Annotated in this window: 21 protein-coding genes; 1 reads left to right on the forward strand and 20 read right to left on the reverse strand. The window is 39.1% G+C overall.

Features of this window, described 5'->3' with window-relative positions:
- Positions 1 to 111: 111 nt before the first annotated feature.
- From CJ191_RS00740 to pth, 19 genes are all read right to left on the reverse strand, one after another.
- A complete protein-coding gene (locus tag CJ191_RS00740) occupies positions 112 to 480 on the reverse strand; it encodes a hypothetical protein (protein WP_102198661.1) in 369 nt (122 codons plus the stop codon).
- A 117-nt stretch (positions 481 to 597) separates the two neighbouring features.
- Positions 598 to 933 carry a hypothetical protein gene (locus CJ191_RS00745; protein ID WP_102198662.1) on the reverse strand — a complete coding sequence of 112 codons (336 nt, stop codon included), beginning with the start codon at positions 931 to 933 and terminating at the stop codon, positions 598 to 600.
- A gap of 212 nt (positions 934 to 1,145) precedes the next feature.
- Entirely contained in the window at positions 1,146 to 2,333 is a 1,188-nt protein-coding gene (tuf, locus tag CJ191_RS00750) for an elongation factor Tu (RefSeq protein WP_070466787.1), read from the reverse strand.
- 168 nt (positions 2,334 to 2,501) lie between these two features.
- Positions 2,502 to 4,595 carry an elongation factor G gene (gene fusA, locus CJ191_RS00755; protein WP_070466788.1) on the reverse strand — a complete coding sequence of 698 codons (2,094 nt, stop codon included), beginning with the start codon at positions 4,593 to 4,595 and terminating at the stop codon, positions 2,502 to 2,504.
- Between the two features lie 110 nt (positions 4,596 to 4,705).
- The gene (rpsG, locus tag CJ191_RS00760; RefSeq protein WP_070466790.1) at positions 4,706 to 5,176 is read right to left on the reverse strand and encodes a 30S ribosomal protein S7; all 471 of its coding nucleotides are present in this window, start codon (positions 5,174 to 5,176) and stop codon (positions 4,706 to 4,708) included.
- Between the two features lie 25 nt (positions 5,177 to 5,201).
- Complete coding sequence (gene rpsL / locus CJ191_RS00765) at positions 5,202 to 5,612, reverse strand: 30S ribosomal protein S12 (protein WP_059135282.1); 411 nt, start codon at positions 5,610 to 5,612, stop codon at positions 5,202 to 5,204.
- 322 nt (positions 5,613 to 5,934) lie between these two features.
- The gene (gene lysS, locus CJ191_RS00770; protein WP_102198663.1) at positions 5,935 to 7,461 is read right to left on the reverse strand and encodes a lysine--tRNA ligase; all 1,527 of its coding nucleotides are present in this window, start codon (positions 7,459 to 7,461) and stop codon (positions 5,935 to 5,937) included.
- A 214-nt stretch (positions 7,462 to 7,675) separates the two neighbouring features.
- Positions 7,676 to 8,029, reverse strand: coding sequence for an ArsR/SmtB family transcription factor (locus CJ191_RS00775; RefSeq protein WP_102198664.1), 354 nt, complete (start codon positions 8,027 to 8,029; stop codon positions 7,676 to 7,678).
- A gap of 35 nt (positions 8,030 to 8,064) precedes the next feature.
- The gene (locus CJ191_RS00780; RefSeq protein ID WP_102198665.1) at positions 8,065 to 8,997 is read right to left on the reverse strand and encodes a PLP-dependent cysteine synthase family protein; all 933 of its coding nucleotides are present in this window, start codon (positions 8,995 to 8,997) and stop codon (positions 8,065 to 8,067) included.
- A 76-nt stretch (positions 8,998 to 9,073) separates the two neighbouring features.
- Positions 9,074 to 9,949: an Hsp33 family molecular chaperone HslO gene (gene hslO / locus CJ191_RS00785; protein ID WP_102198666.1), complete on the reverse strand. Its 876-nt coding sequence runs from the start codon at positions 9,947 to 9,949 to the stop codon at positions 9,074 to 9,076.
- Between the two features lie 217 nt (positions 9,950 to 10,166).
- A complete protein-coding gene (gene ftsH / locus CJ191_RS00790) occupies positions 10,167 to 12,326 on the reverse strand; it encodes an ATP-dependent zinc metalloprotease FtsH (RefSeq protein WP_070466799.1) in 2,160 nt (719 codons plus the stop codon).
- 79 nt (positions 12,327 to 12,405) lie between these two features.
- Positions 12,406 to 12,957 (reverse strand): hypoxanthine phosphoribosyltransferase, encoded by a 552-nt coding sequence (gene hpt, locus CJ191_RS00795; RefSeq protein WP_070466801.1) that lies wholly within the window; start codon positions 12,955 to 12,957, stop codon positions 12,406 to 12,408.
- Positions 12,958 to 13,153: 196 nt separating this feature from the next.
- Positions 13,154 to 14,602 carry a tRNA lysidine(34) synthetase TilS gene (gene tilS / locus CJ191_RS00800; RefSeq protein WP_070466802.1) on the reverse strand — a complete coding sequence of 483 codons (1,449 nt, stop codon included), beginning with the start codon at positions 14,600 to 14,602 and terminating at the stop codon, positions 13,154 to 13,156.
- A gap of 158 nt (positions 14,603 to 14,760) precedes the next feature.
- A complete protein-coding gene (locus tag CJ191_RS00805; protein WP_070466804.1) occupies positions 14,761 to 15,321 on the reverse strand; it encodes a S1 domain-containing RNA-binding protein in 561 nt (186 codons plus the stop codon).
- A gap of 95 nt (positions 15,322 to 15,416) precedes the next feature.
- The gene (locus tag CJ191_RS00810) at positions 15,417 to 15,863 is read right to left on the reverse strand and encodes an FtsB family cell division protein (RefSeq protein WP_070466806.1); all 447 of its coding nucleotides are present in this window, start codon (positions 15,861 to 15,863) and stop codon (positions 15,417 to 15,419) included.
- A 95-nt stretch (positions 15,864 to 15,958) separates the two neighbouring features.
- Positions 15,959 to 16,237 (reverse strand): RNA-binding S4 domain-containing protein, encoded by a 279-nt coding sequence (locus CJ191_RS00815; protein ID WP_102198667.1) that lies wholly within the window; start codon positions 16,235 to 16,237, stop codon positions 15,959 to 15,961.
- A gap of 182 nt (positions 16,238 to 16,419) precedes the next feature.
- A complete protein-coding gene (locus CJ191_RS00820; RefSeq protein ID WP_257994093.1) occupies positions 16,420 to 18,111 on the reverse strand; it encodes a putative polysaccharide biosynthesis protein in 1,692 nt (563 codons plus the stop codon).
- 3 nt (positions 18,112 to 18,114) lie between these two features.
- Positions 18,115 to 21,816, reverse strand: a complete 3,702-nt coding sequence (gene mfd, locus CJ191_RS00825; protein ID WP_102198669.1) for a transcription-repair coupling factor — start codon at positions 21,814 to 21,816, stop codon at positions 18,115 to 18,117.
- 22 nt (positions 21,817 to 21,838) lie between these two features.
- On the reverse strand, positions 21,839 to 22,402 hold the full coding sequence (gene pth, locus CJ191_RS00830; protein WP_102198670.1) for an aminoacyl-tRNA hydrolase: 564 nt from the start codon (positions 22,400 to 22,402) through the stop codon (positions 21,839 to 21,841).
- A 794-nt stretch (positions 22,403 to 23,196) separates the two neighbouring features.
- On the opposite strand from pth, the gene CJ191_RS00835 reads away from it, so the two are divergent.
- A complete protein-coding gene (locus tag CJ191_RS00835) occupies positions 23,197 to 24,153 on the forward strand; it encodes an L-lactate dehydrogenase (protein ID WP_102198671.1) in 957 nt (318 codons plus the stop codon).
- Positions 24,154 to 24,382: 229 nt separating this feature from the next.
- Here CJ191_RS00835 and CJ191_RS00840 read toward each other — a convergent pair whose 3' ends face one another.
- Entirely contained in the window at positions 24,383 to 25,324 is a 942-nt protein-coding gene (locus CJ191_RS00840) for an AEC family transporter (RefSeq protein ID WP_070466814.1), read from the reverse strand.
- Positions 25,325 to 25,448: the final 124 nt, after the last annotated feature.

A 25,448-nucleotide genomic window follows, 5' to 3' on the forward strand; every position in this document is an offset into this window, starting at 1 on the left:
GAGAAATTAGTATAGCGATGGTATAAGGATATCGAAAAATAAGTGAATATACTGATAATAACCAGTAGGATTAAGTAAAACAATAGAAAATTAAATTCCCAAATCAAAAAATTACCCCTCTTCTAAAGCTGTTAGCTCTAGCAAACTATTAAATTCATGTATACCTAAATGAATTTCTTGATTGCCATAATGATTAGTTAGAGCCTCAAAGTTTTCAATCATCGCTACTAGCCCCTCGTAATGGAAAGTATTTTGTGCTGTCAAGTTAGCAATACCAACTTGTTGTAATTCATAAACCGTTTGAATGGACTTATCATATTGCTTACTCATACTTACTTCTTTAGCAATATGATCAATTTCTTTACCACGATAATAATTCATAATGGCTACCTCATCGGAAGCTTCTGAAATAATTGCTTCTAATTCTTCATCGAACCCTTCTGTGTCTAGATAATATGGTAGGCAAACAATCAGTTCCATATTCGTTGCTTTTGTTAGACTGTAAACTTCTTTTAAATTATCTGCTAAGGTTCCCCAAACAGCTTTGGGATCATCTTGATATTCTTCTAAAGATTGAGGTTCAATATCTAAGACAAATCATTGCACCGGATGGCCAGCTTCTTTATATTCAATGACCTCTTTAACATAGGTAATTAATTCATTCTTTTCTTCAATTAGTGCCCATTCGGCCTCCCCATTTAAGAAGTAAACTCGCTTATTAGCTTCATTCACTTGATTCACAAATTGATTTAATTGGCCAACAAACTGGTCATCAGACAAATGATTACTCGAAACGAATTGATAAATCGAATCGATGTCATGCGTACTCATTGCTTCTACTGTATGATCAACATTTTCAACTTGTAGATCATACCAAGAGTAGACGGCCGCTTCGATATTTTTATCTTTACTAAAATAATTGAATAATAGCATTGCGACAACAGTTCCTCCTATAGCTAATAACCCACTCTTAAATTTATAATTACCCAGTAAAATCACTGCTCCTATTTTTAAATATAATTTTCTATACAATGCCATATCCATAACATATAATGAATGCCTAAAATTGAAAAAAAGAAGACCAGGTCGTCACCTAGTCTTCCTTTCAATTTGCAAATTTAATTTTAAAGATTAATTATGATAAATTAATCTTCGATTGAAGTGATTGTACCCGCACCTACAGTACGTCCACCTTCACGGATAGAGAATTTAGTACCATCTTCGATCGCAACTGGGTGGATTAATTCAACGTCCATATCAACGTTGTCACCAGGCATAACCATAGCTACATCTTCTGGTAAAGTAATCACACCAGTGATGTCAGTAGTACGGAAGTAGAATTGTGGACGGTAGTTAGTTAAGAATGGTGTATGACGTCCACCCTCTTCTTTAGATAAAACGTAAACTTGCGCTTTAAATTTAGTATGAGGAGTGATTGAACCAGGAGCAGCCAATACTTGACCACGTTGGATGTCTTCACGTTGAATACCACGTAATAACGCACCAATGTTGTCACCAGCTTGAGCATAATCTAAGTTCTTACGGAACATTTCAACACCAGTTACAACTGATTTACCGATCTTTTCAGCAATACCAACGATGTCAACTTCGTCACCTGTACGAATTTCACCACGTTCAACACGACCAGTAGCAACTGTACCACGACCAGTGATTGAGAATACGTCCTCAACTGGCATCATGAATGGTTTATCGTTGTCACGTTCTGGTTCTGGAATGTAAGTATCTACAGCTTCCATTAATTCTAAAATTTTAGCTTCTTGAGCTTCGTCACCTTGTAATGCTAATAAAGCAGAACCAGCGATTACTGGTAATTCGTCACCTGGGTAGTTGTACTCAGATAATAAGTCACGAACTTCCATTTCAACTAATTCTAGTAATTCTTCATCGTCAACTTGGTCAACTTTGTTTAAGAATACCACGAATGCAGGAACACCAATTTGTCCAGCTAAAAGGATGTGCTCACGAGTTTGTGGCATTGGACCATCAGCTGCAGAAACTACTAAGATTGCACCGTCCATTTGAGCAGCACCTGTGATCATGTTTTTAACGTAGTCAGCGTGTCCTGGGGCATCGATATGCGCATAGTGACGGTTAGCTGTTTCGTACTCGATATGTGAAGTATTGATTGTAATACCACGTTCTTGCTCTTCTGGAGCGTTATCGATTGCAGCATAGTCTTTAGCTTCACCGAAACCATTTTTAGCTAATACAGTTGCGATTGCAGCTGATAAAGTTGTTTTACCGTGGTCAACGTGTCCTAAAGTACCAACGTTAACATGGGGTTTTATACGTTCATATGTTTGTTTTGCCATTTTATGTATTCCTCCTAAGAATAGAAAATATAAACCTAAGTTTTATAGATTTTCAATAAGTTCATTATAGTCAAACTTACTTAGGAAATCAAGCATCAGCGCTGGGAAAAACCTAGTAAGTACTTGATTTCTACGCGTAAGCCTGTGGTTGAAGTTTTAATTTAAAAATTAATCTTCTGAACCTTTACCATATTGTTTGATAATGTCTTCTTGAATAGATTTTGGTACTGCTTCGTAATGATCGAATGTCATTGTGAAAGTACCACGTCCTTGAGTTGCAGAACGTAATGTTGTAGCGTAGCCGAACATTTCTGATAGTGGCACTAATGAATTAATCATTAACGCGTTACCACGTGGTGCTTGGCCTTCGATACGTCCACGACGAGCTGATACGTGACCCATAACGTCTCCTAAGTATTCTTCAGGAACTTGGATATCTACACGCATCATTGGTTCAAGGATTGCTGGTTGCGCAGTCTTAGTAGCATTACGTAATGCTAGTGAAGCTGCAACTTTGAAGGCTGTCTCAGATGAATCGACATCGTGGTAAGAACCATCGTAAAGTTTAGCTTTTACATCGATTAATGGGAATCCAGCTAATACACCGTTTTCCATTGCATCTTTCAAACCAGCTTCAACAGCAGGGATGTATTCACGTGGAACCACACCACCAACGATTGCATTTTCAAATTCAAATCCAGCACCTTCTTCGTTTGGTGTGAATTCAATCCATACGTCACCGTATTGACCTTTACCACCTGATTGACGAACGAATTTACCTTGAACTTGAGTTTCTTGTGTGAATGTTTCACGGTAAGATACTTGAGGCGCACCTACTGTCGCAGAAACATTAAATTCACGTTTCAAACGGTCAACGATGATGTCAAGGTGAAGCTCACCCATACCTGCGATGATTGTTTGACCAGTTTCGTGGTCAGTTGACGCACGGAAAGTTGGATCTTCCTCAGCTAGTTTACCTAAAGCAATAGACATTTTGTCTTGGTCAGCTTTAGTATCTGGCTCAATAGCAACTTCGATAACTGGCTCAGGGAATTCCATTGACTCAAGAATAACTTTATTGTCAACGTCACACAATGTATCACCTGTTGTAGTATCTTTAAGACCTACGGCAGCAGCGATATCACCTGAGAATACTTCATCTACTTCAGAACGAGAGTTAGCGTGCATCAATAAGATACGACCTAAACGCTCACGTTTATCCTTAGTAGCATTTTGGATGTATGAACCTGATTGAACAGTACCAGAGTATACACGGAAGAAAGTTAAACGACCTACAAATGGGTCTGTCATTACTTTAAATGCTAAAGCTGAGAATGGTGCATCATCATTAGCACGAACTTCAATAACCGCTTCTGGATCATCAAACGCGTGACCTTGGATAGGTGGTACATCTGTTGGTGCAGGTAAGTAATCAATAACTGCATCAAGCATTAGCTGAACACCTTTATTCTTGAAGGCAGAACCGCATAATACTGGGAAGAAATCAACATTGATTGTTGCTTGACGGATTGCGTCTTTCAACTCTTGTTTAGAAATTTCTTCACCTTCAAGGTATTTTTCCATAATGTCTTCATTAACATCAGCAATTGATTCAATTAAGTTTGTATGCCATTTTTCAGCTAATTCGCGGTATTCTTCTGGAATTTCACGTTCTTCATATTCTCTACCGTCATCAGAAGTGTAAACTTCAGCGTTCATTTCCACTAAGTCAATGATACCTTCGAAGTCATCTTCAGAACCAATTGGTAATTGGATAGGTTGAGCATTAGCTTGTAAGCGTTCGTGGATGGTATTTACAGCGTACAAGAAGTCTGCACCCATCTTATCCATTTTATTTACGAAAACAATACGGGGTACTTTATAAGTATCTGCTTGACGCCAAACTGTTTCAGTTTGTGGTTCAACCCCTGATTGGGCATCTAGTAAAGCTACTGAACCATCTAATACACGCAATGAACGTTCAACTTCAACTGTGAAGTCCACGTGCCCTGGGGTATCGATGATGTTTACACGGTGACCATTCCATTGAGCAGTTGTTGCTGCAGATGTAATAGTGATACCACGTTCTTGTTCTTGCTCCATCCAGTCCATTTGTGCCCCACCATCGTGAGTTTCACCAATTTTATGGATTCTACCAGTATAGTACAAGATACGTTCAGTAGTTGTCGTTTTACCAGCATCGATGTGGGCCATGATACCGATATTACGAGTCTTTTCAAGAGGAAATTCTCTTTTAGCCATCTTATCCTTACTCCTTTTTTCTGTGCTTCGTTTAATAATTGGTTGCCACAATCATTATAACGTTTTTAGAGAAAAGTCGACAATATATTTTATCGACAATTAGAAAAATCTTACCAACGGAAATGTGCGAATGCTTTGTTTGCTTCTGCCATACGGTGAGATTCTTCACGTTTACGAACTGAAGCACCTGTATTGTTAGCAGCATCCATAATTTCGTGTGCTAAACGTTGTTCCATTGTGTTCTCACCACGTAAGCGAGCGTAATTTACTAACCAACGTAATGCCAATGTTTGACGACGTTCTGGACGAACTTCTACTGGCACTTGGTAGTTAGAACCACCAATACGACGAGCTTTAACTTCTAATACTGGTGAAATGTTTTCGATTGCTTGTTCGAAAACCTCCATTGGATCATTACCCGTTTCAGCTTTAATGTTGTCGAAAGCTGTATATAAAATAGTAGCTGCTTTACCACGTTTACCGTCTACCATGATACGGTTGATTAAACGAGTAACTAATTTTGAGTTATAAATTGGATCTGGTAATACATCACGTTTTGCAATATGTCCTTTACGAGGCATTTGTGCTCCTCCTTTCGATTTTTAATTATTTAGGTTTTTTAGTACCGTATTTAGAACGGCTTTGTTTACGATCGTTAACACCAGCAGTATCTAGCGCACCACGAACGATGTGGTAACGAACCCCTGGTAAGTCTTTCACACGTCCACCACGGATTAGAACAACACTATGCTCTTGTAAGTTGTGGCCGATACCTGGGATATAAGCTGTTACTTCGATCATGTTTGATAAACGAACACGAGCGTATTTACGTAACGCTGAGTTAGGTTTTTTCGGTGTCATAGTACCTACACGTGTACAAACTCCACGTTTTTGAGGAGAGTTTGTAGAAGTAGATTTACGTTTCATTGAGTTATAACCACGACCTAAAGCTGGAGAACCAGATTTTTTAGTTGAGCTTTGGCGTGATTTGCGTACTAATTGATTAATAGTTGGCATAACTATAAGCTCCTCCTTCCCACTTAATGGGTAATTTTTGTGTATTCTTTATGCTCACACATCCAAGCGTGTCATAATTTTTTTGAAAAAATAAAAATCGCTTTACAGCTACGATTTCAGGTTTTCAATGTTTGTGTGCTAATGTACCAGTCAGCACGACTGTTCGATTTGGATACAAATACAGGAATCTGCATACAAAAAGCACCTTATATAATTTATCACATTCAGTAAGCTGCGTCAACAAATAAAATATAAAAAAACGACCATTTCTCTTATTTAGTAAGAGCATAAATGGTCGTTTTTCTAACTATTCGTTGGGCTACTAATAGTCAACGTTACGCATCGTTGGGAATAGTAGGACATCTCGAATAGATTGTGCATCTGTTAATAGCATAACCATCCGGTCAATACCTATCCCTAAACCACCTGTTGGCGGCATACCAGTTTCTAATGCTTCCAAGAATTCTTCATCAAGCGGATGTGCTTCATCGTTACCTTCTGCTTTTTCTTTCACTTGGGCTTCGAAACGTTCACGTTGGTCAATCGGGTCTGTTAACTCAGTAAAGGCATTACCAGATTCTGAACCGACAATAAAGACTTCAAAGCGGTCTGTAAAGCGTGGATCTTCCTCATTCTTACGCGCTAATGGCGAAATCGCTGTTGGATGACCGTAAACAAATGTTGGTTGAATCAGCGTGTCCTCAACAAATTCTTCAAAGAATTCGTTAATGACATGCCCTACTGTAAAGTTGTCTTCAACTTGCACGTTGTGTGCTTTAGCAATCGCACGCGCTTCTGCATCTGTCATTTCTTGCCAGAAGTCTACACCGCTTGCCTCTTTAACTGCATCTACCATATGAACGCGACGCCATTTACCACCTAATTCAATAGCTTGTCCGTCGTAAGTGATACTTGTTGTACCCAAAACTTTTTGGGCAACTGTTTGGAATAACCCTTCAACAAGATCCATGACATCCGTCATTTTACTGTAAGCTGTATATACTTCAAGCATCGTAAACTCAGGGTTGTGCGTGGTATCAATCCCTTCGTTACGGAAAACACGGCCAATTTCATATACACGCTCCATACCACCAACAACTAGGCGTTTTAGATGTAACTCTAAAGCGATTCGTAAGTATAATTCCATATCTAGGGCATTGTGATGCGTAATGAATGGACGTGCAGAAGCACCACCAGCAATATTATGTAAGACAGGTGTTTCGACTTCTAAGTAATCATTGCTGTCTAGGTAGTGACGTATTTCGCGGATGATTTGCGAACGTTTAGTGAAGCGGTCAAATGAATCACGGTTCGCAATCAAGTCTAAGTATCGGTGACGATAGATTTGTTCTACATCTGTTAGACCGTGATATTTATCAGGTAGTGGACGTAAAGCTTTTGTTAAATGCACAAATTTTGTTGCTTTAACAGATAATTCTCCAGTGTTTGTACGCATTAAAGTACCTTCAACACCGACGATATCTCCTAGGTCAGCTTTCTTCCATAAATGGTCGTAATCCTCTTCATCAATATGGTCGCGGCGCACATAAATTTGAATGTTACCAGACATGTCTTGGATATTTCCAAAACCAGCCTTACCTTTACCACGTTTAGTCACTAAACGTCCAGCAATGGCTACAGTATCATCCATTTCAGCTAATTGCTCTTTGTCATAAGCTTCATATTTTTCATGTAAATCAGCAGCTACTGCGTTACGTTCAAACCCTGAAGCAAAAGGGTTATAGCCGTTTTCTTCTAATTCAGCCATCTTTTCACGACGAACAAGTAATTGATCATTCAACCCTTCAGTCGCATCAGTAGATTGATGTTGATTATTTTCTTCAGTCACTATATACACTCCTTACTTTATCTATCGTTATCCTCTAGTCAATTCGATACTTATCTATATTGCCAACTTTCTACAAAAAAAGCAAGCAAGCCTTGCGCACTATTTCGATGAGCGTTTTTTTCGGATAAAATTACTAGCCTCTATGAGAATACGAAAACACAAGCATTGTACCAAATTTTAAAGTTATTGAAAACCTAAATATGATGGATCTCGCTTATCCTTCCATTCCTGAATCGTCTTCTTTTATATGAGTAAAGGCATCTGTTAATATTTGTAGCACATGACTATCTGCTTGGCTATAAATGACCGTATTTCTTTCTTTGCGTTTTTTTACCAAGCGTAAATCAAATAGTTTCTTTAATTGATGAGAAACCGCAGACTGTTCCAACCCTAATGCTTCTGAAATTTTAGTGGCCATCATTTCTCCAGTACCCAATAAATATAAAATGCGTAATCTTGTTGGATCGCCCAAAGCTTTAAACATTTTACTTAGATGTTGAATTTGTTCAGGTGCAACCGGCTCTTCAAGTGCTTGTTGGTTCTCAAAATATTTTTCTGCTTCCTTCATAAAAGCCTTCTTTCACTTTTATTATTTACCAAACATTAATTATTTTTCACGTTGAAGTTGAAGTTACCTTCAGCCACAAATCTTCTACCGTCATCAGGTATGACAGCAACTACTTTTTTATTTTGACCTAGGGTTTTAGCCACTGCTATGGCTGCCGCAACAGCTGCTCCCCCCGCTGGTCCTACCAGCAAACCTTCATTGATCGCTAATAAACGACTCGTTTCTTTGGCTTTCGCTAGGTCAATGGCTACAATATTGTCATATAGCGTAGTATCTAAATTTAAGGGTAGTAAACCTGGATTAAACCCTGTAGTAGCACTTGGTTTAGCCACTTCTCCCGACAGGAATTTAGCTGACTTATCCTCAACCGCATATAATTGAATATCTTTGTTTTCTTGTCTGAGAGCATTACCAATCCCGGTCATTGTCCCACCAGTTGCAATTGTTGTAATGAATGCATCTGGTGCACCATTTAACGCCTCAACAATTTCAGGTCCTGTTGTTTTCTCATGGACTATAGCATTTGAATCATCGTCATATACATCCATAAATAAGTGGTTTCCTGCTTCAGCATAAGCTCGAGCTTGTGGCATGGCCTTTACAACACCTTGACCGCCAGCTACCAATTGTACTTGTGCGCCATAGGCCTGCAAGACTGTCAAGTCATGCTGTGATGTGGAATCTGGCACAAAAGCTTTAACATCATACCCTTTGCTGGCACCTATCAAAGCGAAAGAAGCTGCAACTTCAGCTGTGGTGGCAACCACAATTTGTTGGCCAGCATGTAAGCGACCTTCATTTTCTGCTACTTCAATCATATTTAAGGCAATACGATCATAGATTGAGCCAGTTGGGTTAGCTGTTTCGAGTTTCACGTATACCTGTGCGGCTTTATATGGTACTGATCGTTGTAATTTTACTAGAGGTGTTTCTCCAATTAATTGACTCATATCATTTGTAACTTCCATCTTCTAGCTCAAACCTTTCTCTGTAAAATACTTTTCATAGTCTGGTTAAATTTCTTTATTATAGTAAATCCAATCCTCAAGCTTGGCCTTCAATCACTCTTAAGTCTTCAGCCGTGAATTGATAGCGTTTATTACAAAATTGGCAAACCACTTCTGCACCACCATCTTCTTCAATCATCGCTGTAATCTCTTCTTTAGCTAAGGTAGCTAAACCGGCTGCAAAACGGTCTTTATTGCAATCACAGTAGAATTGAACGTCACGTTCATCCAAGAATTTAACATTTTCTTCACCTAATAAACGATTGATCATATCTTTAGCTGTTAAGCCGTCTGATAATAGTTCTGTAACTTGTGGTGTTTCAGCCACTGCTTTTTCAACTGCCTCAATCGATGGTTCAGTTACGCCTGGCATCAATTGAATCATCCACCCACCAGCATTTATAACTGTCTCATCTGTATCTACTAAGACACCCAAGCCAACAGCTGATGGTGTTTGTTCAGAATAGGCTAGATAGTAAGTAAAGTCTTCTGCAATTTCACCAGAGACGATTGGTACTTGACCTGAGAAAGGCTCTTTTAAACCTAAGTCTTTTGTTACGGTAAAAAGTCCTTCCGTCCCAACGGCTTTGCGTACATCAATTTTTCCTTGGTCATTTGGTTCTAAGCTAATGTGTGGCTGTTGAATATAGCCTTTCACTTTTCCTTGTCCATTCGCAACTGCCATCAATTTACCAGCTGGGCCATGCCCATTAATTTGCACAGTGATTTTGGCGTCATCTTTTATATCTGACCCCATCATCAATGTCCCTACTAAGGTACGTCCCAGTGCTGCCGTTGAAGCAGACCAAGTATCGTGTTTCTCTTGTGCTTCTTGGACAACACCTGTAGCATCTACCGCTGTGATACGTACTTCACCATCAAAGGCCACTGCCTTAATTAATTTATCTGTCATTTACTTCACTCCATTATCACGTACTTTTGCACGCATTATTCGCTTGTCGCTTATTCAACTACCATTCTAACCTAATTTACTGAACAGTGAAAATATATTCATTTAAAAAAGTAAACCGTATAAGGTTTGAAAAACCCCCGATGATATTTAGCATCGGAGGTTCTAAAGTTCATCAATTAAAATTTCACTAATGTATACGAGCGTACACAGTACTTACTTAATCTTGATTGATATGCGCATTACGTTGATGATCATTCTTATCGTCACCATCAGAATCATTATTTACATCATCTACAGCTTCTGTTTGTTCTTCTGAAGTCGCTTCCTCAGACCTGTCATCATTGCGTAATTGACGGTGTTCAGCACCACGTTGTAAGTCTTTTTTAACTTCTTCAAAAGATTTTGCTTCAGATTCATGTTCTTCTTCACCATCAAGTGGTTCAGGCATTTCACCTGTTTCAAATAATGAGCGAATTGTACGTTCATCTAACGTTTCAAGTTCAAGTAATTTCTCAGCAATCACATCTAATTGTTCACGGTGAGAAGCTAAAATACTTTCTGCTTCTTCCAAACAATCCTCCATAAACTTGCGTACTTCATCATCAATTTGACCAGCAGTACGTTCAGAATAAGATTTACTTTGTGCATAACCTGTATCGGCTCCGCGCATTGAGTGGTTACCTTCGTATGAAATTGGACCAAGAACCGAGCTCATACCATATTCAGTAATCATTGCACGAACAATACCAGTTGCTTGTTCAAAGTCATTAGAAGCACCAGAGGTTTGTGTATTAAAAACAAGTTGCTCAGCAGCACGTCCACCTAGTAAACCAATAACTTGTTCTCGCAAGTCTTTAGTTGTATATAGGTTTTGGTCTTCACGAGGAAGCATAATAGCATATCCACCGGCTTTACCACGCGGTACAATCGTTACTTTGTGTACCACTCGCGCATCACTTAGCACTAAACCAGCAATGGTATGTCCCGCTTCATGGTAAGCAACCATCCGACGTTCTACCTTAGAAATCACACGGTCTTTCTTAGCTGGACCCGCAATTACTCGATCTTGTGCTTCATCAATATCAATCATATCAATTTGTTGCTTATCTACACGAGCGGCTACTAGCGCGGCTTCGTTTAATAAGTTTTCAAGTTCCGCACCAGTAAAGCCTGGGGTTTGTTGCGCAAGAACTTTCAAGTCTACCCCTGGACCGAATGGCTTATTACGGGCATGTACTTTCAAGATTGCTTCACGTCCTTTAACATCCGGACGCCCAACCAATACCTGTCTATCGAAGCGACCAGGACGTAATAAGGCAGGATCTAAGACGTCTGAGCGGTTAGTTGCGGCTATTACAATGACATTATCTTTCTCAGAGAAACCATCCATCTCAACCAATAATTGGTTTAAAGTTTGCTCACGTTCATCATGGCCTGATCCTGGACCGACACCACGACGGCGTCCAACAGCATCGATTTCATCGATAAAGATAATTGATGGTGCATTCTTCTTCGCATTTTCAAATAAATCACGAACACGAGAAGCCCCAACACCAACGAACATTTCCACAAACTCAGAACCTGAGATTGAATAGAAAGGCACGCCAGCTTCACCAGCTACTGCTTTAGCAATCAAAGTCTTACCGGTACCAGGAGGCCCCTCTAAAAGCACACCTTTTGGAATGCGAGCTCCCAGTGCTTGGAATTTTCGTGGATCTTTCAAGAAGTCCACCACTTCGACTAACTCTTGTTTTTCCTCATCCGCACCAGCGACATCAGAAAAACGCACTTTCACTTCTTTTTTCGATTGATCAACAGCCTTCGATTTACCCATAGACATTGGATTATTTCGACCGCCACCTTGGCTTTGGCTGAACATCATATACATAATTACAACAAAGAAAACAATCGGTACAGCAGTAAATATTAAGCTCAACCACATACCAGACTGGTCTTCTTCTAAAGTAGTCATTTCTGTATTTGTAGATGTTGCTGCGTCTGTAATCGTTCGGATTGTATTATCATTTGGCAACACATTTACAACAAACTCAGAAGCTGAACTTTGTTGTAAATCTTGAAAAATTGGAATTCCATCACTCGTTGAAGAGGATGATTCACTCGGTTCCCCATCCGAATCCTTATAAGTACCACGGATTTCATAAGCCCCAGCATTGGATTGGATTGAGAAACTATCTACATCTCCATCAGAAAGTGTTTGAATGAATTCTGATTGTGTTAATTCTTCAGTGGAACCACCAGTAGAATCACTTGTTAGTGACCTTACCAATGCCATCAAAGCAAAAAACAAAATCAGCCACAGCAAACCACTTCTAATGAAAGTATTTCTATTTGGTCTGTTAGGTCTCTTTTGTTGCATTCATTTTCCCCATTCTAATTGTTGTTCTTAAAGCAGCCTGTAAATAAATAGTAAAAATAGGTATCAATAAATTAACTCACTAATTATGGAATAAATGTGCATAAACACTAGGCTTCAAGATACCGATATAAGGCAGTTGGCGGTACTCTTCATCAAAGTCCATACCGTATCCAATTACAAACTTATCAGGGATTTCAAAACCAACATAATCCACTGAAACTTCGGCAGTACGGCGTTCAGGTTTATTTAATAAAGTAACCACCTTCACACTAGCTGCATTACGGTGTTGGAACAAATCATGGATTTTCGCCAAAGTATTCCCTGTATCCACAATATCCTCAACAATAATCACGTGACGACCAGACACATCCGCGTCTAAATCCTTCAAGATCTTTACCTGACCTGATGACTCAACGCCACCACCATAACTAGATATATCCATAAAATCAATTTGTAAATTAATATCCATTGCACGAATTAAGTCAGTCATGAACAAGACAGACCCTTTTAAAATAGCCACCACAATCGGGTTTTTATCTTGGTAATCTGCTGTTAGCTCCTCACCTAATACTTGAATTCGTTCCGCAATTTTCTCAGTCGGAATTAGAATTTCCTCTACATCCTTATGCATGCCTATAATCCTCCACATTTTATTTCACATAATTCTAAGTTATTTTAGCAAATAACTTAATTTAATAGCAATTAATTAAATTTACTCACCCAAACCTGGACGCCCTAGCGCAGAAAAACCACCCTAAAATCATTCAGTAAGCGAAAAGTATTATATCAATCTTAACACTATTCTCCAACAATTACGTCAAAAACCCTTAAAATTTTACGAATACTTTAGTCCCCGAACCTGTTCGATTCCCATATAAGACCTCTCCCTTATAAAAGAGGCCCCACACCTCTTGATTGCTATCCGCTAACACAAATAGAGCATCTCGAATACCAGACGGGACTTTTTCATTGATTAAAAAGCGGTTCAACTTTTGCCTATGACCATTGGATAGTCGGATAAAATCTCCGGGACGGCGATTACGCACTGTCAAACTAACATCAACATCTACAGTAGCCAATAAGACGGCTCCTTGGTCCAAGAACTCATCCGCTTTAGCTTCATCAAACCAACCTAGTTTGATTTGGTCGCCTACTATTACCCAGTCCTGCCAGTTTAAAGTCTGCCCAGCCTTTTCTCTCGTACTACCACTAGCCAAAAAATCCGACCGGCCACCAGGCAGAATATACGCCGTATCATACACTTTGACTAAGCGGTAGCCTCCCGGCAACCGCCACTCACCTTGGCCATTATCACGCTGTAAGAAAGCCACCATCCGCTTAAACCCGTCTTGACTAAAAGTAGCGAAATGAGCAATCTTCGTTCTATCAAACAACCGCTGCCACAACAGGATTTGCTCTGAAAAATCATAATTCGAAAAAGCTCTTAGATCTACTTGCCATACATCATCTTTTTTTACCAGAATAGCTTGTAAAATCTGGTCCATATAAGCATCCGCAAAGCGGTTGGTCGCTTGAGCAGCCATAGCAAATTCACCTAAATGATCAATCAAGGCGCCATCTTCCGCCTCCAATTCCGGTATATATGTTTGCCTAAATCGGTTGCGGGTATAGGCTAAATCTTGATTAGATTGATCTTCACTAAAATCTAAGTTATACAAAGCTGCATAGTCGTATAAGTCCGCTTTTTCAATAGTCAACATGGGGCGGAGAACAAAGCCCGACTGCATCCCCTTATCCAACTGAATCGGACGATAAGGTTGGATACCTGCGATACTCTTCAAACGACCACCATGCACTAGCCGCATCAATACTGTTTCAGCTTGGTCATTTTGGTGGTGGGCAGTGACTAAAAATGGTGTCTTATTCAAGACCATCATGCGCTGAAATACTGCGTATCGGAATTCACGTGCCGCCAATTCTGATCGGTTTGGATTCTCAGGGTCCTCATGATCCCAAGCAACCACTTGAATAGGAATCCCCCGATGCTCACAATATGCAACAACCATATCTTGCTCAGCATCTGACTCTTTACGTATTTGGTGGTTGATATGAATAACCGAAAAATTGACCAACCCCTGTTTACTTAACCGGTCAAAAACATCTAGTAGCACCATAGAATCTACGCCACCAGAAACAGCCAATAAAAAGGGGATTTGACCATCGATTGGGACATAATCTGCTGGAATTTTCTTTTTCAATCGTTCTTTCGTTGCTAAGGTCCAATCACGTACAATTTTCAATACATTTTCAGTCATCCACCCATTGCCCCTTCAATAAATATTTTCTTTCAACATTTACTACCTTTATCATTTAATGCCAAAAGGGTCTGCAGCAAATTGCCACAGACCCTTTCAATAAGTGTCAACACCAAGCGCTAGGGTAACAACATTTGCCACACCCTATTCGTTTAATATTAGGAACGACGACCTCCACGGCCACCGCGTTTACCTTCAGTATTACGTTTTAGAGAACTTAAACGATCATCTGACTCTTTTAAGAATGATGACATCATGCTATCGAAATCGCTTGTTCCTGTTTTATTGCCAGCGTTTGACTTAAATGAATTGCCACCAGCAAAATTAGAACGACCAGCCGAATGGTGATTATTTTTTGCTTTTCCTTGATAGCCACCACTACGGTCATCCCGGTTGTCATCTTTACGGAAGTTTTGGTTGCCACGGGCACGACCGCCACCATCATTACGTCCGCGGTTTGCTGTCGCTGGCTTACTTGTACCATCAGCATTTAAACGACGGATTGACAGCGCAATCTTACCATCATCAGCTACATTGGTCACTAAAACGGTTACTTCATCTCCAACCGATAAGACATCGTTAATATCTTTTACGAAGCCCTCAGCTACTTCAGAGATATGGACTAAACCATTTTTGCCTTCTCCTAAATCAACAAACGCACCAAATTTTGTAATCCCTGTAACTTTTCCGGTAACTTTATTTCCTACTTCAATTGCCATGTATCCCAAATATCCTCCTTGAAATTCTTCCATCCGGTAAATAGCCTTTTATCCGGATGAGTAAAGCTATCTCTAGTTTACCTTGTTAGCACGATTTATTCATCATTATTTTCTTTATTTTGCTGTAAATAAGCCTTATTTAAAATTTCTGCTTGTTTAGATGCGTTATCTTCAGGCACACTGAAAATAATCTCACCATCTTTACTTAAGTAGTAACGTGATCGTGCTAATTTCGCCACATACTCATCATCTTTTAATAAGCTAGCTTGTTGACTTAAGGTATCGATTGCCTTTTGTTCACCTGCAATCTCATCTTCAGTTAAGGCAATTTGTTCTTCGACAGCTTGCCGGTCTTTATGCGCTGCATAAGCAGTTGATACACAACCTAAAGTCACAACAGCGAAAACCCCCACAACAAGCCAAGTAATCCAATCAGCTGTGGTCTTGGGTTTTCTTGACCACTTCTTGGTTTTCGCTTTACGGTGTTCGGCTAATGATGTCACTTTTTTGCTGTCACGGTCAAGACGATCTTCTAGCCGCATAGCAAAAACCCCTTTCTATGGTTGTTTTGAATCTATCAATCATATACTTAAATAGTATACCAATAATTCAATGCTAGCGCCATCATAAATCCAGTCTAAAATCCACCTTTTACTTGATCTTCGTGGTATTCTTCGCTAACAATAGTGAACATATGCTCTGCTTCATCTTTTCTTGTGGTTTCTTTCAGATCATCTACACGAACAGTCATATCTTTATTACCAAATGTAATCACTAGCTCGTCCCCAATTTTGACATCTGTTCCTGATTTAGCTAGTCGACCGTTGATGGTAATTCGTCCTTTATCTGCAACTTCTTTAGCAACACTTCTTCTTTTTATAATTCTGGATACTTTTAAAAATTTATCTAACCGCAAAAATCTTGCTCCTTTATTCTATACACTTTTTATTTGGAATTTACATACTCTCTTTATAACACTACACAAGAAAACGAGTCATTTCTAACACAAGTTCAGTATACCATGTTTTTAACTAACCCTTTATGATTAAGCGAATTTTTTAAGCCATGTTAATTATAAAGCATACTAACTAACTGATTTCAATTGCTCTTTAATAAATGCCAGATCAAGTCTCCCTTTGGCAAGGTCTGCCATTCAGATTTGGTTAATATCGGATCCTTACGTAAATATAGCCAAACAATCAATAGCCCTAGGATAATCTGCCCTACCATTAATACCGCATCTAAGTGTCGAGTGACTGGTATATAGAGGACTTGCTGGTATAAATGAGCCAGGGTAAAGTTCATCACAACCATCAATACCGCTAACAAGCCCGTTTTTATACCGACACGCCCCCAACTCGTTAAGCGCAACGTTTTAGGCAACATCTTATCTAGTAAAATCACCATAACGACTAAAGCGAGGTTAGTTGCCCAAGCTGCTCCTGTCGTTTTTGACCAGTCAACTAAAATAGGTGTAGCAATTCCTTTCACTAACATGCTCATGACAAAAGCTATCCCGGACTTAGCCCACTGACCTTGGGCTTGGAGTATATTATTTTGTCCCAGTACAAGACTGGCAAATATAATCATCAGCACATAAACCATTAAAACCGTAGACCCATCAGTGCTAGCGAATAGGAAATGGTTTAATTGTGGCATAATCGATATCAAACCCCCCGTAATCAATATGGCAAAAAATAACGTCACTCGTAAATATTGCCTGCTGACAAGTTCAAATTCGCTAGCTTGCTTATGTTCGCCCTTTTTCACTAAGGCAAGGGTCGGTAGAAAGGAAGTGGCAAGCGATGTGGCAACTACCATACCGAGTTGAACAATTGGTTGACCTCGGTCATAAATCCCTTTCATATCTTTGGCTAGCGCTATAGCTATGCCGTTATCAACAAGTTGGTCATAAACGGTAAAGGCATCAATAAGTTGGTAAAAAATTAAAAGAGCCGAGAAAAAACAAATGACAAAACCTTCTGTGACAAAATCTTTGGTCAATTTCCCCAAAGTGAGTTTTGTTGTATTATGTGTTGAAACATCTTGGTTTAAACCGTAATGTCCCCCTAAGAAATCTTGATACATCGCTTTTTCACGGTAATTTAAAACATAATATCCCATCACTAAACTGGCTGCGCCAGCAGCAATCCAAGCAGACTGCATAGTCCAAAATCCCATTTGATAGACATCCGGATTTTGTCCATTAGCCTGCATCCGAGCAAATAAAAAAGCTACTGTTAAAATAAACGCTACACGAACAAATTGCTCCACAACTTGCGAAATAGCAGTCGGTGTCATTTCATTACGACCTTGCATAAAACCTCTTGTCAGTAATAGGCCTGGCATGAATAAGAACATAAAAGATACACTTTGGATGACTGGCGTTAATAAGTTATCCCCCATCATCCAAGCAATCTGAGTTGCCCCAAAATAAACAAGGGCAAAACAAATCAGGGCAAAAATCGAAATAATAAGGGCATAGCCTTTAAGCAGCGTTTTTGTTTGTTTCTGGTCGCTTTGGACCAAGGCAACTTGCTTACCGATAAAAGAAGGCAGGCCGTTTAAGGCGAAAGTCATCCCAATACCATAGATAGGATATATTTGCTGATAAACATAAAAACCTTCATTTCCAACTAGATTTTGGAGTGGTACACGGTAGATAGCAGATAACACTTTAGCAATCAGCGCTGCTACTGTTAGGACGGCAGCTCCTTGCATAGCATGTTGACCAGTTGTTGGTCCTAATGCCTGCATTCGCTTCTCCTGATTTCTATCTTCATTTTTCACTATCTAGTCACCTACTTGACCTGGCTCATCCGAAAGTTTCGTCGCATTCGCATCATTTTCAGCCGCTTTCACTTTTGCATCTACAGCTGCCTTATTAGCCATTTCTTCTTGTGCCGCCTTCAAAGCTTGGGCTTTCTCATATTCTGCCTTTTCCTTAGCTAGTTGATCAGCTTTCATTTGGACAATATTTTCATTATCAGCCAATTGGGTCATGAATTGTAGCAAGTAATCCAACCATTCTTCAGTAGATAACTTATTGAGTCCAAGACTAACTAATAAAGCCGAACCTACTTGCTTCATTGCTAAACGGAAAGGATTATCTTCTAAAGCCTTAAATATTGCTGGTGTCATTACTTTTTGGTCTAAATCATCATGGAAAAGGACTTCAATTGTATTACTTTTAGTGATGCGTTTAATACTTGTAACACCAATCTTATCTGCTGCTGATTTAATCGTTCCCACTTGTAATAAAAGCTGTGTTTCAACTGGCGGTTCACCGTACCGGTCCATTAATTCATCATCTAGATCCCACATCTCATCTATACTTGTCATAGCATTTACACGTTTGTAGATTTCAACTTTTTGTCGCTCATCATGAATATAGCTTTGTGGAATATAGGCATCGATAGATAAGGAAATTTCCACCGGTGCCGTCTGCTTAGCTGGTAAAACCCCGCGCTTACGTTGAACTGCTTCACGTAACATCTGTGAATAGAGGTCAAATCCGACAGAATTGACAAAACCGTGTTGTTGCTTCCCTAATAAGTTCCCCGCACCACGAATAGATAAGTCACGCATGGCGATTTTGAAGCCAGATCCTAATTCTGTAAAATCACGCAAGGCCATCAAGCGTTTTTCTGATACTTCAGATAGCATTTTATCTGGGCGGTACATAAAGTAGGCATAGGCGATCCGAGTTGAACGACCTACCCGACCCCGCAATTGATATAAAGTCGATAGCCCCATCCGATCAGCACCTTCAACCAGTAAGGTATTCGCATTTGGGATATCTACGCCAGTTTCTATAATTGTGGTTGTCACTAACACATCAAATTCACCTAAAACAAAGTCCATCATGACATTTTCTAATTGAACTACGGTCATCTGACCGTGAGCAATGGCTACTCTAGCTTCAGGCACCAGTTCATTAATAAGGGCAGCCTTTTCTTCGATTTGCGCAACGTTATTGAAGAGATAAAATACCTGACCATCACGGGCAATTTCACGCTCTATCGCATCTTTCACCGCGCCATAATTTTGCTCCATTACAAAGGTTTGGACAGGATACCGGTTGGCAGGTGGTGTTTCAATAACCGATAAGTCCCTAACGCCCAACATAGACATATTCAATGTCCGAGGAATTGGTGTTGCGGTTAGGGTTAAGACATCCACATTCGCTTTTAAAGCTTTCAGTTTTTCTTTAGCTTTCACTCCAAAGCGCTGCTCTTCATCCACTACCAACAACCCTAAATCCAGGAATTCGACATCTTTAGATAGCACACGGTGGGTACCAATCACAATATCTATTTGTCCCTTTTTTAAACCAGCAATTGTTTCATTTTGTTGCGCTTTGCTTCTAAATCTAGATAATAAGCCTATCTCAAATGGCCAATCCGCGAATCGCTCCACAAATGTTTCATAATGTTGTTGTGCTAAAACAGTTGTAGGCACTAAGAAGGCTACTTGTTTACCTTCCATCAAAGCTTTAAAAACAGCTCGCATAGCGACTTCCGTCTTCCCAAAACCAACATCTCCAACCAGTAAGCGGTCCATCGGTTTCTCAGATTCCATGTCTTTCTTAATTTCTGCAATTGATTGAATTTGGTCATCGGTTTCTGAATATGGAAAGGCATTTTCAAACGCTAACTGCTCAGGTGTGTCTGGACCAAACGCTAATCCTTTCTGTGCTTCACGTGAGGCATATAGGTCTATCAATTCATCTGCAATATCTTCAATCTTGCTAGATACTTTCTGTTTTGTCTTAGCCCATTCGCTACCGCCCATTTTATTTAACTTGGGTTCTCTCCCCTCAGCGGAGACATATTTTTGAACCAGATCAATCTGATCAATGGGCACATGAATTGCTGCTTGGTCTGCGAATACTATCGTTAAATAATCTTGGTGTGTACCAGCGAATTCGATGGTTTCAATCCCGGTATAGCGCCCGATCCCATGATTTACATGAACGACATAATCGCCCACTTCTAATTGTTGGTAATTTTTAATACGTTCCGCATTTGAAATCAGCGGTTTCTTCGCTTTACGTCGTTTCTTCTGTATATGAAAAATATCCGCTTCTGATAGTAAAACCAGTCGTTCTTGGACAAATTCAATTGATCCTGATAAGCCTCCAGCAATTAAATTCACCTTATTGGCAAATATATTCCCCTCATCGGTTGCTTCAGCTGCCACATCTATTTCTTGTAAAATAGCTTGAACTTCCTTTACCCGATCCTTATCTTTCAACATGATAACCACTGTGCGTCCAGTACGAATCCAGGCTGTTAATTCAATTTTCAAAGCATCCATTTGATCATAAAATTGGGTAATCATTCTTGTTTGATACTGATAGAGACCATCAAATTTTAGCGACCCTAACCCCTGTTGCCAAAGTGAAAAGTAGAATTTTCGACCTTTGAAGTTTTGGATGGTTTTTTTAAAGTCATCATATACTTGAACTTGTGCCGGTAACTGTCCCCTTTCGACCATAGTTTGTAAATACATCTCTGTATTATTGGCCCAGTTCGCTTCTTCTTGAATTAAACGGGCATAGTCATCCAAAATAAGAAAGGCTTGATCGCTAATATAATCAAGAAGTGTTGTTGTTTCTGGATACATATAACGGTGGAAGTATTTGGAATTTTCCGTCATTTCCCCATTCTTCCAGGCCGAAACTTCATCATTGACCACAGCTGTTGCCAAATCACGTACAACTTCATCTTTAATTTTAGTAAGTGATTTAGACATTTGTTGCTTAAAAGCATCTGCTTGTGCCTGTAATTGTTCTGGTAAAACGATAAATTCTTGCGATGGTTGAATCTGAATAGATGTTTGGTCTTGCAACGACTTTTGTGTATTGGGATCGAAAGTAGAAATACGTTCCACTTCATCAAAACCAAGCGATATTCGGACTGGATAGGCTGCATTTAAAGGATAGAAATCGACGATATCCCCGCGCTGACTCACTTCTCCTGGTGTCATCACGATTTCAGCCCGTTGGTACCCTTGATGCAATAAACGTTGGACCAATTTAGCTGGTTCTAATTCGTCCCCTAATTTCACCTGTAAGCGGGTATTGTCCCAAATTTCTGGCGGCGTCAATAAGCGTTTAAGGCCAAACATAGGCGTGATTAAGACACCAGTTGCCTCGGGGTCTCTGGCCCAATTTAACACAGTTAACCGGTCAGCCAAAGCCTCTGGGCTGGCAATCGCCCAGTCAGCTACTACAGACTCAGGCACATTAAATAGATGTAGTTCGTCCTCGTCAAAGTCATTTTGTAAGTCATTATAAAAATGATCAGCTTGTAATAGATTGTTGGTAACAATCACTACTTTTTGCTCATTCGCCAAACTTAACAATGTTTTGGCCATGTACGCGCGACTTGCACCTTGAAGACCTAAGTAAAGGACAGACTGTCCCTTTTTTGCTTCTTGTTTAAATGATTCATTCTGTGTTTCTTGCAAGAAAAATGTTTGTAAATCCAAGCGGTCTCCTCCTTCTCATTGGCTAATTATTAAAATTGGTCATGGTTTCTTCAAAAGTATGACCAGCTAACCAGTAATCAATCGCTTCAACAGCTGAACGCGTAGCAGCTAACATTTGGGTATGGTCTTCTTTTGGAAATTTAGATAAGACATGATGAACAACCGTTCCACTTTTTCCTGGATGTCCTATCCCTAATTTAATACGACGAATTTTGTCTGTTCCAAGATGGGCAATTAAGGATTTAACCCCATTATGACCACCCGCAGACCCTTTTTGCCGTAAACGAATTCGCCCTGGATCCATATCTAAGTCATCATATACGACCAAAATATCTTCAACTGGAATCGAATAGTAATGAGCAACTGCTCCAACAGCTTCTCCAGAATTATTCATAAAAGTTGTCGGTTTAAGAAAAATAATTTTTTCACCATTCACGAAAGTTTCAAAATACTCCCCTTTAAACCCGGTTTTATTAAATGACTCTTGGTGTTGGTATGCCCATTCATCTAAAGCAATAAATCCAATATTGTGGCGTGTACCCTCATATTTTTTACCAGGATTGCCCAATCCAACAATTAATTTCATTTTCAATATCTCCTTAGTCTTAGTTCCGTATAGTTTTATCTAATATTGATTTCTCATTTTAATTATTTTTACATGGTTTATATCGATATTTATTTTATTCGTCCACACTTATTAACACGAAAAAACCTGTACGGGAACTCATCTACCTAGTGCAAGTCATCCCGTACAGCTTATATGGATATTTATAAACCTATTATAGCACAAAGCGTCCACAAGCTTGAAAGACAAAGAACGCTACAACACGAATATTCCCTCTAGCACATTTTGCTCAGTGTTATAGTAGGTGATTTTTCTTAAATGAAGGGGTCTTATTTGGAAAACGGATACATTTTTGCCATAATAGGGTTAGATGCCTATCCAAAATTAACGAAGCCTTCTTGTCGCCACATCATTTTTACAAGTAATACCTATACAAAAAGACAAATTTGTTCCTGAATATTTTAGTTTAACCACTTTTTCACAAACTTTTCGAAAAAAATGTCATTTTTAATAATACAGTTTTAAATTACAGGTATAACAGAAAGATATATTTTGAAAAAACACTGAAAACATCTCATTGTACACGTTTGCATATAGTTGGTTGGCAGTGTGTTACTTATATATTTGAAAAAATATCGTAAAATACTATTGATTTTTTTGAACAGAATGGTATTATTATGTTAAATATTTCACTAACTGTTGATCAAGCTAATTTTTAAATCAATTGTTCACTAGCTTTGCACGGGTTAATGAAACATTTACCATATGGTTTGATTTGTACACTATAAGAGACAAAAAGTTAAGGAGAATCTATTATGTCAAAAAAAGGGCAAAAAGTTATTTTAATTGGTGATGGTGCTGTAGGATCTGCATTTGCATATGCTTCTGTAATTCAAGGTGTCGGAAGAGAATTAGGGATTATTGACTTAGATGAAGACCGTGTAGAAGGGGATGTATTAGACCTTATCGATACACTAGCTTACACATCTCCTAAAAAAATCTACAAAGCTACATATGATGATTGTAGCGACGCAGATGTGGTCGTAATTACTGCTGGTGCTGCGCAAAAACCTGGTGAAACCCGTTTAGATTTAGTAGACAAAAACTTACGTATCTTTAAGAGTATGGTAGATCAAGTAATGGCGTCAGGATTCGACGGTATCTTCCTAGTAGCTACTAACCCTGTAGATATCTTAACTTACGCTACTTGGAAATTCTCTGGCCTACCTGCCAACCGTGTAATCGGTTCTGGTACTTCATTAGACTCAGCGCGCTTCCGTCAAGAATTAGCTATAGCACTTGATGTTGATGCACGTAACGTTCATGCCTACATTATGGGTGAGCATGGTGACACCGAGTTTCCTGTATGGTCTCACGCAAATATCGGTGGACAATCAATCTATGAATGGGTGTCTCAACCTTCAACAATTGATGAAGAAGCACTAGTCAACTTGTTCTATCATGTGCGTGATAAAGCTTATATGATTATCGAGAAAAAAGGTGCAACTTATTATGGTATCGGTGTATCTTTAGTTCGTATCCTAAAAGCAATCTTGCATGATGAAAATGCTATCTTACCTGTATCTGTTTATCTTGATGGTGAATTCAATCAAAAAGATGTATATATTGGTGCACCAGCTATCATCAATCGTGATGGAGTTCGTAGTGTAATTGAAGCAGACTTAACTGACCATGAGCAACAGCAAATGGACTTATCTGCCACAAAATTACGAGAAACCTTAGAAACTGCTTGGGCAAAGTTAGACTTTTAAAATAAGCAGAACAAATTTAATCGTATAATATTCGAAAAGAGGCTGGGACAAAAATATCCCAGCCTCTTTTTGCTATATAAAAACGTTTATAACCAGGTTTCAAAAGTCAGCATTATCCGATACTTCAAAAAAAAAGACGCCAATAACATTTCGTTATTGTTCAGCTTTTAATCCAGTACGTTAATCCTAGACGACTTTTGTTTCACCTTTATTTATTGACTTCATTAAATTAGAATAGACTGAATGTTTTCATTACAGTAATCCAGAATACCAGTGTGACCATAGATAAGATGGTCGTAAATACTACTGTCTGATTAGCTAAATCACCGTCCCCATCTGCTGCAATCGCTTGAGCATAGGATGATACCGCTGTTGGTCCTGCAAAAGCAATCAAGATTGAAATGATAGCATCTCCTCTAAAACCTAGGAGGGCGCCTAACGTAATCCCAATTAAAGGTAAAATCAGTAATTTATTGGCTACTGTAAAAATTAAGCTAAAATCAATGTCCTTCAATTTAGAAATAGAGAATGTCCCTCCCATTACCATTAAAGCCAGTGGTGAGACCATCCGGTTGATATTGGTTAAAGTTGTATTCACCGATTCTGGAAATTGTAAGCCTAATAAAACAACCAGCAAGCCGATTAAAGTTGCAATAACCATAGGATTGGTGATAATACTCCGCCCCATTTGCTTAAAGGATACCTTATCCGCGGAATATAAAGAAAAACCCACCACCGACATAATATTCCAAAACGGTACGATAATCGCTAGGGTAATGGTCACCATTCCCATATTCTCTTCCCCAAGTAATGATGTCCCCAACGGTAAGCCAAACAGGATTGCATTCGCTCTCACTGATCCTTGTAAAATCACCCCGTAACGGGTCCGGTCATCTGATATCTTAGGAATGATAAAGGCAAGGATAAAATAAAGCACTAAGGCAATAACAATGATATAGGTTAAAGCAAAACCATTGAACGATTGTTGGAAATCAGACTTGTAAATATTAGTAAATAGGTTAATCGGTAATAAGATTTTAAACAATGCTTTATTAAAATCTTGAAAAGATGCCTCCTTAATCATTCCCGATTGAGCAAAAAATTGACCTAGCAACATATAAATCAGCATCGGCATAACAGCATTAAAGCCTATCATAAAATTACCAAACATAAATTCCCTCCATTATCAGATGATTTTAACAGATAGTTGGCGCCTAAAATACTATAAAGACTGTCCAACTCTAATAATCTTATTGTAGCACACTCTACTAAAACACTGATATATAGAAAAAAGC

Origin of the sequence: Aerococcus viridans (assembly GCF_002871935.1) — a bacterium.
Classification (GTDB): domain Bacteria; phylum Bacillota; class Bacilli; order Lactobacillales; family Aerococcaceae; genus Aerococcus; species Aerococcus viridans_B.

Bases quoted from the DNA above. Each gene is read 5' to 3' on its own strand.
- CJ191_RS00740 (WP_102198661.1), bottom strand. From the start codon at position 480: ATGGAACTGATTGTTTGCCTACCATATTATCTAGACACAGAAGGGTTC.
- CJ191_RS00745 (WP_102198662.1), bottom strand. From the start codon at position 933: ATGCTATTATTCAATTATTTTAGTAAAGATAAAAATATCGAAGCGGCC.
- tuf (WP_070466787.1), bottom strand. From the start codon at position 2,333: ATGGCAAAACAAACATATGAACGTATAAAACCCCATGTTAACGTTGGT.
- fusA (WP_070466788.1), bottom strand. From the start codon at position 4,595: ATGGCTAAAAGAGAATTTCCTCTTGAAAAGACTCGTAATATCGGTATC.
- rpsG (WP_070466790.1), bottom strand. From the start codon at position 5,176: ATGCCTCGTAAAGGACATATTGCAAAACGTGATGTATTACCAGATCCA.
- rpsL (WP_059135282.1), bottom strand. From the start codon at position 5,612: ATGCCAACTATTAATCAATTAGTACGCAAATCACGCCAAAGCTCAACT.
- CJ191_RS00775 (WP_102198664.1), bottom strand. From the start codon at position 8,029: ATGAAGGAAGCAGAAAAATATTTTGAGAACCAACAAGCACTTGAAGAG.
- CJ191_RS00780 (WP_102198665.1), bottom strand. From the start codon at position 8,997: ATGGAAGTTACAAATGATATGAGTCAATTAATTGGAGAAACACCTCTA.
- hslO (WP_102198666.1), bottom strand. From the start codon at position 9,949: ATGACAGATAAATTAATTAAGGCAGTGGCCTTTGATGGTGAAGTACGT.
- ftsH (WP_070466799.1), bottom strand. From the start codon at position 12,326: ATGCAACAAAAGAGACCTAACAGACCAAATAGAAATACTTTCATTAGA.
- hpt (WP_070466801.1), bottom strand. From the start codon at position 12,957: ATGCATAAGGATGTAGAGGAAATTCTAATTCCGACTGAGAAAATTGCG.
- tilS (WP_070466802.1), bottom strand. From the start codon at position 14,602: ATGACTGAAAATGTATTGAAAATTGTACGTGATTGGACCTTAGCAACG.
- CJ191_RS00805 (WP_070466804.1), bottom strand. From the start codon at position 15,321: ATGGCAATTGAAGTAGGAAATAAAGTTACCGGAAAAGTTACAGGGATT.
- CJ191_RS00810 (WP_070466806.1), bottom strand. From the start codon at position 15,863: ATGCGGCTAGAAGATCGTCTTGACCGTGACAGCAAAAAAGTGACATCA.
- pth (WP_102198670.1), bottom strand. From the start codon at position 22,402: ATGAAATTAATTGTTGGATTGGGCAATCCTGGTAAAAAATATGAGGGT.
- CJ191_RS00835 (WP_102198671.1), top strand. From the start codon at position 23,197: ATGTCAAAAAAAGGGCAAAAAGTTATTTTAATTGGTGATGGTGCTGTA.
- CJ191_RS00840 (WP_070466814.1), bottom strand. From the start codon at position 25,324: ATGTTTGGTAATTTTATGATAGGCTTTAATGCTGTTATGCCGATGCTG.